Raw genomic sequence first — 14821 nt, 5'->3', positions numbered from 1 at the left:
TCACTAGGAATACTGGCAATCTTGACCACTTATTCTTAGTCTAATGGGATTGACAAATATAATAGTTTCACGCCTATGGTTTTAAACCAAGTGGTGTACGTTTTCTGTTAATTATTGTTTGTAGCACTGCTCCGAATCAGGTATGTCAATTGGTTTTTTGAGACAAGCCCTCAACGCCCTGCAAAAGCAGTCGCGCTCTCGTACTTCCTATCGGGTTAACCAGTGGTTCAAATGGTTATCCCCTGGACTATCGGTAAAACGTTGGTTGTTGATTAGTGTTGGGGGTGTACTGCTGGCAAGTTTGGGGTTAGCTATCTGGATTAAGCTGACCCCAATTTTTTTGATGATTGAGTTGATTAAGGATTTCCTGGGAGTAATCACCAACATCTTACCTAACTATCTCAGTGGCCCTTTGGTGCTGCTTGGTGGCTTGCTGTTAGTGCTTTGGGGACAAACTCGCACCGTAAGCTCAATTACTAAGGTACTGAGAGCAGAAGGGGGAGAGGAACTCATTGATGTCTTGCTGGCCCATCGTCGATTGTACCGAGGCCCGAAAATAGTGGTAATTGGTGGTGGTACGGGACTTTCTACATTGTTGAGGGGGTTGAAAACCTACAGCGCTAATATTACTGCAATTGTCACTGTCGCCGATGATGGCGGATCTTCTGGACGGTTGCGCCAAGAATTTGGAGTGCTACCACCGGGGGATATTCGCAATTGTTTAGCTGCACTAGCCGATGAAGAAAAGTTATTAACAGAATTGTTTCAATACCGTTTTCGGGCTGGAGATGGGTTAACGGGTCACAGTTTTGGCAATTTGTTTTTAACGGCTATGAGTGATATTACTGGAGATTTAGAACAAGCAGTTGCAGCTAGTTCTAAAGTACTAGCGGTGCGGGGACAAGTACTACCAGCAACTCTCAGTGATGTTCGCCTCTGGGCAGAATTAGCCGATGGCCGCCGTATTGATGGGGAGTCTAGCATTCCCAAAGCTGGGGGCAAAATTGTCAAAATTGGCTGCATTCCGGCTAATCCTCCGGCGGTGCCAGCAGCAATTAAGGCACTTAAAGAAGCTGATTACATTATTATTGGCCCAGGTAGCCTTTATACAAGTTTGATTCCTAATTTATTAGTACCAGAAATTGCCGATGCGATCGCTCAAACAGATGCCCCCCGTATTTATATCTGCAATATAATGACTCAACCAGGAGAAACTGAAGGTTACACTGTTGCCGACCATATCAGAGCAATTGATGCTGCTTGTGGGGAAAGACGGCTATTCGATGCTGTACTAATACACAAAAAATCCCCCTCAGAGCAATCACTCATCCGCTACGCCCAACAAAACTCCCATCCCGTTTTTCTGGATAGAGAAGCTGTAACTCAGCTAGGGCGAAGGATTGTTCCAGCTAATGTTTTATATGAAGATGAAACGGGTTTTGTACGTCACAATCCGCAGAAACTAGCACGAGTGTTATTGCGGTGGTACGGTAGAGGTCAGCCCCTTCGGGGAATTCAAAATTCAAAATGACGCTCTCTACGAGACGCTGCGCGTAGCAAGATCCCCGCAGGGGTACGCGGACTCGCTCATAGCGTTGCCATGCCGAAGGCGTTGCCTCTCGTTCGCGCAGCGTCTCCGACAGGAGAAGAGAAGGCTTTACACTGCGCTAACAAAATTCAAAATTAAGGAAGATGACTAATAGACATCTGGTGAAAATGAATGTAGAGACGTAGCACTGCTACGTCTCTACAAGGATTCTGGATAACGCATATTTAATTTCTGGAGATGTCTAATGACTAAATTATGAAAATTTTTCTTACAGATGCAGAAGCGACGTTAAGCTTAGGTATTAATCTTGGTGAATCCTTGACCCCTGGCAGTGTAATTTTACTAGAAGGTGATTTAGGCGCTGGCAAAACTACCCTAGTTCAAGGTATTGGCAGAGGTTTGGGAATTGTTGAACCTATTGTCAGTCCCACTTTCACACTGATTAATGAGTACACGGAAGGACGCCTCCCCCTTTACCACCTGGATTTATATCGCTTAGAACCACAAGAAGTTGCAGCCCTGAATTTAGAAAGTTACTGGGAAGGTGTTGAATTCATACCAGGAATTGTGGCAATTGAATGGGCTGAACGATTACCCTACAAGCCAGATAGTTATCTGAGTGTGAGTTTGACCTATGGAGATGAGGGTACTCGTCAAGTCGAACTCGTACCATTCAATTATGATATTAGCAAAGTCATGACTGTGATTTAAGCTTATCTCCCGACTCCAATATGAGTAATTTCACTTTTTTTGCTCGCAAGATAAACCAGGAGTCAGAATACAGAATGTGCTACGCCCCGCTGCGCTAACAGAATTCAGAATACTCTACCCATAAAGGGATAGAGTTTTAAGGCGAGAATATTTAATACTAGTTTCGCCCACGATTCCACTCGGTTTGAACCAATATTCATTACCCACTCGTACAGAATTAATACTGAATTCTGAATTCTGACTCCTGAATTCTTCTTATAAAAAATTTCTGCAAATAGTCGAGAGTGAAATTTACACTCCTCCCAATACTGCGTAGGTTTTGGAATTTCTTGGTTGAGGCAAGCTGTTCAATAGCCGGGGGAGAAATGGAGGCTGGCGTTGAGTTTTGCTTCCCCTGCAACGCCAGCCTCCCCTGCTTATCCGAGCAGTATTGACTCCTCCTATCTGCCACTACCACGTTCACCACTGTCAGTTACTAACATTGTTATCTCAACTAAAAAATCTCAAGTTGACTTTTCTTCAATCGAAAATTGGCAGTCAGCAAAACTGACGCCAGTTACTATAAGTTTGGAAAAGTTCGTAACGCACTGGCTCTCTTTCAAAAGGGAGACTACCTTTCCCTTCATAACCTTAAAAAGGGAGTCAATCCAAGCAGAGATATCTTATCCGAATAGTATTGAACCTACAGGATTCTTAACTGAACGGGATATATATTCAGGATTTGGCATCTAATAGCTTTATTGCTGTAATAAGCAGTTAAAAGCTGATTTAGATGGGTGTACGAATCAAGCAAGCGTAAATAAACTGTTGTTGGGTTAAATGAGAGTTTTTACAGAATTTAGTCAGTTTTGTTGAACCAGATTAGTTCCTGACTGTCATTCAAAGAAGCAATCTGAATTCATTTAGCAACGAAATCTAGTAGAGAAAAATTAAACAATAATCAAATTCTGTATACATCGCTTAAATTCCCTTACACTTAGTATTCCCAAGTTAAGTTGACAATCTATACATAAAAGAGACTAATTTTTAATTTTTTAAATTAGTTTTAACACTTATAACTAGCAATAATTTTTTATATTCACATCTGTAATTAGCACTGATTTCAAGAAAATATTAACTAAAACATCTCGTATTTCTACGATAAGTTCTGTAGAAATACGAGATGTTTTATCCTAAATTATTTGAGGTTAATATACCTACGTGGATGCACTGTGGTCTGTCAAGTTGAAATTCTTGATGGTCAACAAGTTTGTAGTAAAAACTTGACTACGAAACCTCAAAGCTAGCTTGACAAAGTACTAGTTATCTCTAATAAAAGAGGCGATCGCATTTTTTATCGGAGAACCGGAGTCGTCTCTGGTATAGTACGTAAGACCTCGATCAAGAAATGCAGAGGTAGTATCTATTAACTGCTGAAGAATCTCGGAATTAGTATTATCTATTTCTTCAGTAACTTTTTCTCCTGTAAATCGGTTTGTTCGATCTTCTGGAGGTAATACAATACGAGGATCTCTATAAGTCTCTTCTGGCTTAGGTTTAAATGTCTCATTTAAATCAAACTGAAGACGTAAGTAACGTTTAGAATCATATCCACCCATAATTTGTCGGCAAATCGTACTACCAATCTCAGATGTAGGTTCCATAAAGATGTTAGTAAGATTTTTTACCCAGTCTAAACCTCTCCAGTTTTTTATTTGCTCATATTGATATGGTTCACCAGTTTGACCTGTGCCAATAGAAAGGATAGAAATATCTTCCAATCGCAGATTATCCAGTTTATATTGTTCCTTGATTTCTCGAGGGACTGAAGACTGACTGACCCTCATAACTAGACTCAAAGCTGCCAGAGAAGGGTTATTAGCTGAAACTCCTCCGTCAATGTGTGGGAATTCCCAATCACCAAATTTTTGTTTATCTACAGGTTCTAATTTATATGGTGGGAAAAAAGTGGGTGCTGAAGCAGAAGCGGTACATATTTCCCATAAATAACAGTCATCGTACCATCGATCTCCTAAGTCGGGATGACAATTTGTAAAAAAGGTTGTGTTGCGATATAAGGTATCGTAAGCAAGAATCAAGATAATGGGTTTTTCAATATCCTTGATTCTTGTATAAGAATATGCATCTTTGAGGACGTTAGTAATTCCCTCATGAGAATATTTCGATGCTGAAAAGACCTCAAGAATTGATCTGATGATAGACGGAAAGTTTTTATAGCGCTCTTTTCTATCCGGTGGGAATATATCTTTACCCCGATCTCTATACAGTTGAATTAGTTCATCACTAGTCTTTCCGACAGCAATTCCTCCTGTTAGTATTGAACCAGTAGAAGTGCCAGCAATTAGGTCAAAATATTCGTGTAAAAACTCTCCTTTACCCTGATTTCTAATTTCTTGTTCTACTTGTTGAAGGATTCGTGCTGCAACGATTCCACGAACACCACCGCCGTCTAAAGTCAAAATTCTGAAGGACATGGCAATTCTCCTTGATTATTTCTATAGTTATGTTTCCGGGCATAGTTTCTGGGGAATACATTAGGGAGCATCTCACTTTTGTAAAAAGCCCTAGCGAATGGAATTCGCAGCTACACGAGACTTTACCCACCTACGCGGGTTTCCAATTTCTTAAGTCCGCGTAGGCGGACTTAGTTTGTATAGCCGCGATTTCTAATCGCCAGGTATATTTGCAAAACTGAGATGCTCCCAATACATTACCTGGATTAAATGAGATTAATTGCAAGATAATCTCATTTTGTTTACTTCTATCCGACTGAAAGAATACCTAAGCTTTTTTTACGAACCGCCTTCTCTGCGAGAGGCTGACGCCTACGCGCAGCGTCTCGTAAGAGTTGGACGCCAAGTAGGGGAAAGAAAAATAAATAGGTAATCTTAGATAGTGGAAAGAGAGTAGTTATTGAAGATTTGACTTGAAACACTTATAAATAAATTCAGGGTTTCAAGTTGCAATTTTTGATACAGGGACAAGTCAATACCCTTTGGTTAAAAGGGTAAAGGGGGAAAACAAGGATTTTCGCCTTTTGGTTTTAACCAAACCGCATTGGTTTAGTCTTGACTCTGGATAGATGAAAATCTTGCCAGTTCAAGTATGACTTTGATGTAAAATTATTTGTCTACTACGTAAGCTTAAATAAATATTTGCTATAAGAAAGTTAAAGCTTGACCCCGCACTTGCGTATTTACCTGTCCTTTGTCATAAACTATTTCACCGCCGACAATGGTGGTTTTAGCCCAGCCGGTGAGGTTCCAACCTTCAAAGGGACTCCAATGGCATTTGGTTAAAAGTTCTTTGCGCTGCACTGGGCGGTATGTATTTAAATCTACAAGTACTAAATCGGCATCATAACCAGGTGCGATCGCTCCTTTATTCGGAATACCATAAGCTACAGCTACAGCTTTAGACATCCAGTTCACAACTTGGGCTACAGTACACTTTCCTTGCATCGCCGCAGTTAACATCAAAGCGAGGGAAGTTTCTACCCCAGGCATTCCCGAAGGACTATTAGGATATTCTTGAGCTTTTTCTTCTAAGGTGTGCGGTGCGTGATCTGTGGCGATGAAATCAATCACGCCATCGCGCAAAGCTTGCCAGAGAACTTCGTTATCATGGGGCGATCGCAAAGGTGGATTCATTTGTGCTAAAGTACCAATCTCCTTATAGGCGCTAGTATTCAACAACAAATGTTGTGGTGTCACCTCCGCTGTCACCCAACTTGGTTTCTCTTGACGCAGCAAATCTGCTTCCAGCGCTGTTGATAGATGGAGAATATGCAGCCGACGTTGATATTTTTGAGAAAGTTTTAATGCTAGTTGGGTTGCCAGCAACGCCGCTCGATCGTCTTGAATTTGCGAGTGAATGGCTGGATCGTGAATATTGGCAAATTCTTGGCGGCGTTGGTTAATTCTAGCTTGGTCTTCGGCATGAACAGCAATCAAGCGAGTGCCTTTCGCAAATATCGCCTCTAATGCTGTTTCACCATCAATTAGCAACTGACCATGCATCGACCCCATGAAAATCTTAATTCCCGGTGTTGGCTTTGCTAAAAGCAAATCTGGTAGATTCTCTGCTGTTGCCCCAATAAAAAAGCCATAATTAACTAAAGACTTGTGTGAGGCACGTTCTAGCTTGTCGTCTAAAGCCTGCTGTGTGGTTGTCAGAGGGCGCGTATTGGGCATTTCTAAAAATGTTGTAACTCCCCCTTTCGCACAGGCACAACTGGCGGTAAATAAATCTTCCTTGTGTTCTAGTCCAGGTTCCCGGAAATGCACCTGCGGATCGATAACTCCTGGCAACAAAGTTAAGCCTTCTGCGTCAACTTCAGTGATTAGTGCCGTTTGGGGTATTTCTGGCGCAACTTCGACTATTTGGCGATCGCGCGTCAACACATCCCCAACCATCAGTTCACCATTGGGTAAGATGATGCGAGCGCGGCGAATTAGTAAACTTTTTGGAGATGACATAAGGATAACCAAGTTTAGATAGGAGGCTATGTATTACAGAGAACCATGCTTTTAGGTTAAACTTATTCGCGATCGGAGTAACAAATTTTTGCGGCGCTTTAAAAAAAAGTTTATTTTTAACAAGAGAGGCAGCAAAGTTTAAGTCCCACACCAAAATCTCCGATTTAGTGGACTGAAATTAGATGGGGTTGAATGCGAGAGCATCTCCAAGAGTTGCCTCTTTTAAATTTAAACCTCCTTCCTCCTGCCTCCTTCACAATCTAAAATTGGTAGTCAAGATGTAAACATGACTAGGAAATTTTTAATTTCCCGTTAAGATTAACAGATAAAGTCTCACTAGGCGAGTTAATTACCTACATCTTTCGTTAAGTTAAGTAATTTCATGCATAATCAAGTGTCTGATAACAACTCTAGTCAACAACCTGATAATTCCTGGATCGCAGAGCTAGGTAGAACAATTGTATTGAGCATTGTTCTAGCTCTGGGAATTCGTACCTTTGTTGCTGAAGCACGCTGGATTCCTTCTGGATCAATGGAACCGACTCTGCATGGTACACCAAACCAGTGGGAAGCAGACAAAATTATTGTCGATAAGTTGAAGTATAGATTTGCTGACCCGCAACGGGGCGACATAGTAGTATTTTCACCGACAAAAGAGCTACAAAAAGAACAATATCAAGATGCTTTTATTAAACGTATAATTGCCTTACCTGGAGAAAAAATACAACTTAAGGATGGCAAAGTTTATATCAACAATAAGCCTCTCCCAGAAGGTAATTACCTCAGTTCTGGGCAGACCACAGTCATTGATGTTTGCCAATCAGGGCCACAGCCGCCTTTTTTAGCAAAACCCCAGACCATACCAGCTGATTCATATTTAGTACTAGGTGATAATCGCAACAGTAGTTACGACAGCCGTTGTTGGGGTGTTGTCCCCCGCCAGAATATTATTGGACGCGCTGTAGTTCGCTTCTGGCCTCTAAATCATGTTGGCGGAATCGATAAATCGCCAGTATATCCATAATTTAGAATTCAGAATTCAGAAGTCAGAATCCAGAAGTCAGAACAAGAAAGTGGGGAAGCAGCTAAATCGTCCCTTGAGCTTTCCACAGAAAAGATTTAGCAAGATTTTAGATTGGAGACTCCTAAATCACCAATCTTTAATCCAAAATCCAAATTGCCCTGGAAGCGCAACAAAGGGGCGACCTAAAATCCAAAATTGCTATGACGCCTTACCTAGCAAAGATTTTACTGTATCCAGTTAAGTCATTAGATGGTGTTGAAGTTGAGAACGCTAGAGTTCTTGCCAGTGGGGCACTACAATATGACCGAGAGTTTGCCATTATTGACGAACGGGGTAGATTTGTCAATGGTAAACGTCATCCTAAAATCCATTTACTAAGGGCACAATTTGAACTCTTAAATAGAACTATTTCGTTGCAAATCCCCGGTGGCGACTCGCAACAAATTTTTCATCTAGATGAAGAACGGCAAATATTAGAAGCAACTTTGAGTGATTTTTTTGAGTTTTCTGTCACATTGGGACAAAATTTTCTGATGGGTTTTCCTGATGATACAAACTCACTTGGCCCAACGGTAATTAGTACGGCAACGTTGACAGAAGTAGCTTCTTGGTTTGCCGGTTTAAGTGTAGATGAAATGCGCCGTCGGATGCGTGCCAATATCGAGATTAGTGGTGTACCAGCATTTTGGGAAGATCAGTTATTTAGTGAACAAGGTGATTTAGTCTCCTTTCGAGTGGGAGATGTACACTTTTTCGGGGTTAACCCATGTCAGCGTTGTATAGTTCCAACACGCGATTCATACTTAGGAGAAGCTTACCCAAACTTTCAAAAAATCTTTGCAACCCAACGACAAGCAACTCTACCAAATTGGGTTGCTTCAGCGCCTTTTAATCACTTTTATAGATTGAGTGTCAACACCCAATTACCCTCATCGTCAGCCGGAAAAATTTTACAAATTGGCGATGAGGCGAATTATGTTGACATACTTCCACAACAAAGTTAACATTTCTTAGAAATAAAAGATACAAAGTAAATTTTTTTGGATTTTTTTGTTTTTACTGTGTATTTGCATGACAATTTTAAAATTGTTGTAGTTAAAAATAAGGTTTTGATACCGGAAAATCAAGACATCAGCAATTAAAAATTCAATTTAGAATTGGGTGCTAATGGCGACCTGAATTTTAGAATGGCATACTGGAATCGGTTAAATTTCAGTTAATCTCAGAACATCTGTTGACACATTGCCAGATAAAAATGAGCAAAATTCCGGTGCGATCGCGTACCCGAACAACCTCGGCAGTCGCAAAGTTTGAAAATTAGGCGTTGGAGGAACTCAGGCAGTTAAACAAGTATAAATCTTTTGTGCTTTTTTATACTTAAAATGCTAAAATATCTTATGAGTAAATTGATATTATGCCGTAATTATGCTGAGATAAAATGTCGTTTATATGGCATGAATACCCCTAATATATGCTGGGTAAGAATTAAACAACAATGTTATCCAAACTTCAGCCCGTCAAATCTATTAATTGCTTAGTTGGCAAAGTTTATGCCAAGATGCCCCTGCGGTATGTTTTGATTATGCCCTTCATACTACAAATTTGTGGGGCGGTGGGACTTGTAGGCTATCTTTCATATCAAAACGGTCAAAAAGCGGTAAAGGAGCTTGCTGCTCAATTAGAAAATGAAATCTGCGATCGCATTGAACAGCATCTTGATAGCTATTTAACAACCCCAAAGCAAATCAATCAAATCAACTTAGATGCAGTTGAGCTAGGTTTGCTCAACCTTTCGGACTTTAAAACCACCGGCAATTACTTTTGGAAACAAATGCAGGTTTTCAATGTTGGCTACAACAGTTTTGCCAACCCCAAAGGTGAATTTATCGGTGTTGAACGTCTAGATAATGGCAAGCTCTTAATTAATGAAGTTAGCGAAAAGAATGGTATAGGCAAACTTTATGTTTATCCTACAGACAACCAAGGAAATCGCCGCCATTTGCAGGAAGTCAAAAATTACGATCCTCGCCTAGAAGCTTGGTATACAGATCCAGTCAAGATCGGCAACCGAGTTTGGAGTCAAATTTATCAATGGGAAGATAAACCAGAAATTTTATCCATATCTTCCAGCTATCCTGTTTACGATAAAAATCGCAAATTTGTTGGGGTGATTAGTGTTGATTTACTCTTATCACAAATTGGTAGATTTTTAGCCAACTTAAAAATCAAAGAGTCAGGTAAAACTTTTATTTTAGAGCGTTCTGGGTATATAGTAGCTTCTTCTACAAGTGAGCCACCATATACCATCATTAATGGTAAAGGAAAACGGCTATCAGCATTAAATAGTCAAAATTCTTTAATTAGACTCACAACACAGTCTTTAATTAAACGTTTTGGCAATCTTGGGTTTATTGGGGGGAAGCACCAGCTAAGTTTTACCGCTGATGGAATGCGTTATTTTGTGCAGGTAAAAAGCTGGAAGGATGAACTGGGTTTAGATTGGCTAATTGTGGCGGTGATTCCCGAAGGTGAATTTATGGAGGGAATTAACGCTAACACCCATATCACTATTTTGCTGTGCATAGTTGCTTTTTTAGTAGCTACAAGAATTGGGATTTTGACTGCTCGCTGGGTAATTAAGCCGATTTTACAATTAAACGCATCAGCGAAGAAAATTGCTCAAGGTGAATGGGAGCAAACACCAGAAATTCAGCGTTCTGATGAACTGGGGGAACTAGCAAAGTCATTTGAAACTATGGCAAAGCAACTCGAAACATCCTTTAGTGCTTTGTCAGCAAAGAATGCCGAGATGCAAGTCTTAAATGAGGCCCTATGTCACAGCCAGACTCGGCTAACTCAATTTTTAGAAGCCATGCCGGTAGGTGTATTTATTATCGATGCGGAAGGTGAACCTTATTATATAAATCAAATTGGGCAGCAAATTCTTGGTCAAGGAACGCTAGCAGAAGTTAATACCGAAGAGTTATCAGAGGTATATCAAGCTTACCTTGCTGGGACAGATCAACTTTACCCTTGCGATCGCTTACCAATTTCGCGAGCATTGCTTGGGGAAAGCACCAGAATTGACGATATGGAAATTCGCCGTTGTGGCAAGATTACTCCCATTGAGGTTTTAGGAAAGCCAATTTATGATGAATCGGGGAATCTAGCTTTTGCGATCACTACATTTTTTGATATCACCCAACGCAAGCAAACAGAAAAATTATTAGCAGAATACAATCGCAACTTAGAGGCTCAAGTAAAAAAACGTACTGAAGAGTTTCAACAAGTGATTGAGCAACTGCAAACCACCCAAGAAGAACTGATTGAATCGCAAAAAATTGCTGCACAAGAGCAACAAGCAGCTGTTAGAGAAGCCGCGCGAAGCGCCGCAGCCAACCTCGCCAAAAGTGAATTCCTGGCTAACATGAGCCACGAACTGCGTACCCCACTCAACGCCATTCTGGGTTTTACCCAAGTTATGAGTCGAGATTATTCATTATCTGGCGAACATCAAGAAAACTTGGCAATTATTAATCGAGCTGGCGAACATCTACTCAACTTAATTAACGACATTCTAGAAATGTCCAAAATCGAAGCTGGCAGAATCACATTAAATCGCAGCAGCTTTGACTTAATTCATCTGTTGAAGAATCTAGAAGAAATGTTGCACTTGCGTGCTGCATCTAAAAATTTAGAATTACTGTTTAAATATACACAAGATATTCCTAAGTACATAGAAACGGATGAAAATAAACTGTGTCAAGTCTTGATCAATCTCTTAGGAAATGCCATCAAATTTACTGATTCGGGGAGCGTGACATTAAGGGTGAGACTGGGGGCTGGGGACTGGGGATCGGGGACTGGGGATCGGGGACTGGGGAGTAGGAAGCAGGAAGCAGGGGTAGAAGAATTAATAACCAATCCCCAATCCCCAGTCCCCAGTCCCCAATCCCCAATCCCCACTCCCCACTCCTTAATCTTCGAGATCCAAGATACTGGCTGTGGTATTGCACCCCAAGAAATTGACTTATTGTTTGAGGCTTTTGAGCAAACTGAAATCGGCAGAAAATCGCAACAAGGGACGGGATTAGGTTTGGCGATTAGCCGCAAATATGTACAACTGATGGGGGGAGATATTACTGTCAGCAGTATACCTGGTGTCGGTAGTACATTTGCCTTTAATATTCAGATTGCTCTAACTTGCCCCAGAGAAATCCCGACAAATCAAATTAAATCCAAAATTATAGCTTTAACCCTTAGTGAGAAAGCATACCGTATCTTAGTAGTTGATGACTCCAAAGAAAGTCGTCTGCTGCTAGTTAAAATTCTCACATCTCTAGGCTTTGAAGTCCGGGAAGCTACAGATGGTCGTGAAGCGATCGCAAATTGGGAATCTTGGCAACCACACTTGATTTTTATGGATATGCGAATGCCAGTTATGGACGGTTATGAAGCCACAAGAATGATTAAAGCTAGAGAAATCGGGCATGGGGCAAATATGTTGCGGAGGTTCCCAAAATTCAAACAACTGGCATCATCGGGAAGCCATTACCTGACGGGAGGGTTAACCGATTTAGGCAACTCCGAGACGATCAAAGTTGTACGCAAACCGTCTCTCGCAGGAGAAGCAACTAGTGTATCCGCGTTCGTGAAATTGATGCCAACAGCCTTGGCTTCTCCTTACAACTTCTCTGAAGCAACGCCAAATCGCTCCAATACACGCACGATCATTATTGCCTTAACTGCTAGCGCCTTTGAGGAGGAACGACAGAAAATTTTATCCATTGGCTGCGATGATTTTATTCGCAAGCCATTCACACAGGAAGTATTATTGGAAAAACTGAGCCAACATCTGGGTTTAAAGTATACCAACCAAGTAGAAACCACAAACACAGTGTTTGGCGATCAATCTACACAGGTGTTTGTCAGTGCTGCCGAACTCCTGAGACATTTATCACAAATGTCACCTGAGTGGCTCCAACAAATCCACTACGCCGCAGCCAGCTGTAGCGATGAACTGATTTTAGAGTTACTCAAGCAAATTCCATCAGATAATGGTCAAGTTTTCCAAGTTCTTAGGGATTTAGCAAATAACTACCAGTTTGAGAAAATCATGGAATTGACTAGAACCAACGTAGAATGAATTACGAGCATTTAGACCCTGATAAAAAAGATATTTTGATCATTGATGATATGGCGGATAACCTCCGAGTTTTATCCTCCATATTGACAAGGGAAGGGTATAACGTTCGTAAAGCCTTAAACTGGCAAATGGCACTGACAGCAACTCAAACAGTATTACCGGATTTGATTCTACTCGATATTATGATGCCAGAAGTAGATGGCTATGAAATTTGTCAGACCTTTAAAGCTTGGGAACTAACAGCCGATATTCCGGTGATTTTCATTAGTGCTTTAGATGATGTTTTTGATAAAGTTAAAGCCTTTAGGGTGGGTGGTGTAGACTACATTACCAAACCTTTTGAGTTTCAAGAAGTTTTAGTACGCGTGCAAAATCAACTGGCATTGAGATCGGCGCGGTTAGAAATATTGAAACTAAATGTCGAACTAGAACATCGGGTAAAACAGCGGACTAGTGAGCTAGAAAAAACTCTCCAAAAACTTCAACAAGAAATCCATTCCCGCCAGAAATTGCAAAGTCAATTGCTAGATATAGCATTGCATGATTCACTGACTGGATTACCAAACCGAGTTTTATTTATTAGGCGACTAGAAAATGCTCTTAATCGGGCGAAGCAAGAATCTAGTTATCAGTTTGCAGTACTTTTTTTGGACTGCGATCGCTTCAAAGTTGTCAATGATTCTCTCGGTCATTTGGTGGGAGATGAATTGCTGATAGGCATCGCCCGCCGCCTGCAAGCATGTTTGATTCCTATTGATACTCTAGCACGATTGGGCGGTGATGAATTTGGCATCCTCCTAGAAAATATCACAGATATCAATATAGCAATCCAAGTTGCCGAACAGATTTTGCAACAGCTATCCCTTGCTTTTAAACTGTCAAGATATGAAGTATTTATGAATGCCAGTATTGGCATTAGTTGGGGTAATAAAGATTACGATCGCCCAGAATATTTATTGCGAGATGCTGATACGGCAATGTATCGGGCTAAGGCTCAAGGAAGAGGTAAATATCACGTCTTCAATCCAGCAATGCATCAGGAGGCTATTCAGCTTTTAGAGTTAGAAAATGACCTACGAAGGGCTGTTGAAAGGCAAGAATTCCTCGTTTATTATCAGCCAATTGTTTCTCTGAATACAGGTATAATTTCTGGATTTGAAGCCTTGGTGCGCTGGCGACATCCGATTCGTGGTTTAGTTTCTCCCACAGAATTTATTCCTGTGGCTGAAGAAACGGGTTTGATTAATGCCATCAATACTTGGGTATTACAGTCAGCTTGTCATCAATTAAGCATCTGGCAACATTTTCCAGTGACACCAGAACCTCTAACTATGAGTGTCAATTTGAGTGCTAGATTATTTTTACAGCCGAATTTTGTAGAACAAATTGACCGAATAATTTATGAAAATAAAATAAATCCGGCATACTTAGAATTAGAAATTACCGAGAGTGTAATTATGGAAAATAGTCATGCAATTAAAATAATTCTGCAACAACTCAAGCAGCGAAAAATTAAGTTAATTATGGATGACTTTGGTACAGGATATTCATCTCTAAGTTACCTGCACAGCTTTCCTTTTAATGCACTTAAAATAGATCAGTCTTTCGTCAAACGTATGCAGGAGAATAAAGAAAATATGGGGTTAGTACCAGCAATGATTGGTATTGCTAACTCAATGGGGATGAGTGCGATCGCAGAAGGTGTCGAAACAGAAGAACAGTTAGTGCAATTGAGAAGTTTAAATTGTAATTTTGCTCAAGGATATCTGTTTTCTCAACCCATAGAACAACAATTAGTTCTGAAGTTGCTCGCCGCAGCACCTCAATGGTAGATATTAAATGATCGGGGATAAGTAAGCTAATCGTCATTCATTTTTCCAGACTGATTCGCTTGTAGTAAGGGCTTCAGCCCT

8 protein-coding genes are annotated in these 14821 nt (G+C 40.7%); 6 read left to right on the top strand and 2 right to left on the bottom strand.

Features of this window, described 5'->3' with window-relative positions; translation table 11 throughout:
* The first annotated feature begins 142 nt into the window (after positions 1 to 142).
* Together V7K67_RS27795 and tsaE are read left to right on the top strand one after the other, a co-directional pair.
* Positions 143 to 1531: a gluconeogenesis factor YvcK family protein gene (locus V7K67_RS27795; RefSeq protein ID WP_334707300.1), complete on the top strand. Its 1389-nt coding sequence runs from the start codon at positions 143 to 145 to the stop codon at positions 1529 to 1531.
* 273 nt (positions 1532 to 1804) lie between these two features.
* Complete coding sequence (gene tsaE, locus V7K67_RS27790) at positions 1805 to 2260, top strand: tRNA (adenosine(37)-N6)-threonylcarbamoyltransferase complex ATPase subunit type 1 TsaE (RefSeq protein ID WP_334707299.1); 456 nt, start codon at positions 1805 to 1807, stop codon at positions 2258 to 2260.
* A gap of 1298 nt (positions 2261 to 3558) precedes the next feature.
* Here tsaE and V7K67_RS27785 read toward each other — a convergent pair.
* Together V7K67_RS27785 and V7K67_RS27780 are read right to left on the bottom strand one after the other, a co-directional pair.
* The gene (locus V7K67_RS27785) at positions 3559 to 4734 is read right to left on the bottom strand and encodes a patatin-like phospholipase family protein (protein WP_334730784.1); all 1176 of its coding nucleotides are present in this window, start codon (positions 4732 to 4734) and stop codon (positions 3559 to 3561) included.
* 684 nt (positions 4735 to 5418) lie between these two features.
* Positions 5419 to 6738 carry a dihydroorotase gene (locus tag V7K67_RS27780; RefSeq protein ID WP_335169306.1) on the bottom strand — a complete coding sequence of 440 codons (1320 nt, stop codon included), beginning with the start codon at positions 6736 to 6738 and terminating at the stop codon, positions 5419 to 5421.
* 382 nt (positions 6739 to 7120) lie between these two features.
* Between V7K67_RS27780 and lepB the strand changes: the two genes are divergently transcribed.
* From lepB to V7K67_RS27760, 4 genes are all read left to right on the top strand, one after another.
* Entirely contained in the window at positions 7121 to 7762 is a 642-nt protein-coding gene (lepB, locus tag V7K67_RS27775) for a signal peptidase I (protein ID WP_334707295.1), read from the top strand.
* 200 nt (positions 7763 to 7962) lie between these two features.
* Entirely contained in the window at positions 7963 to 8766 is an 804-nt protein-coding gene (locus tag V7K67_RS27770; RefSeq protein ID WP_335169304.1) for an MOSC domain-containing protein, read from the top strand.
* A gap of 491 nt (positions 8767 to 9257) precedes the next feature.
* Positions 9258 to 12908 carry an ATP-binding protein gene (locus V7K67_RS27765; RefSeq protein ID WP_335169302.1) on the top strand — a complete coding sequence of 1217 codons (3651 nt, stop codon included), beginning with the start codon at positions 9258 to 9260 and terminating at the stop codon, positions 12906 to 12908.
* Positions 12905 to 14740, top strand: a complete 1836-nt coding sequence (locus tag V7K67_RS27760) for a two-component system response regulator (RefSeq protein ID WP_334707292.1) — start codon at positions 12905 to 12907, stop codon at positions 14738 to 14740. The genes V7K67_RS27765 and V7K67_RS27760 overlap by 4 nt, the downstream gene beginning before the upstream one ends.
* Positions 14741 to 14821 lie beyond the last annotated feature (81 nt).

Source organism: Nostoc sp., from assembly GCF_036917155.1.
Taxonomy (GTDB): domain Bacteria; phylum Cyanobacteriota; class Cyanobacteriia; order Cyanobacteriales; family Nostocaceae; genus Nostoc.
Note: the sequence above shows the minus strand (reverse complement) of the source record. Positions and strands in the feature narration are given on the sequence as shown.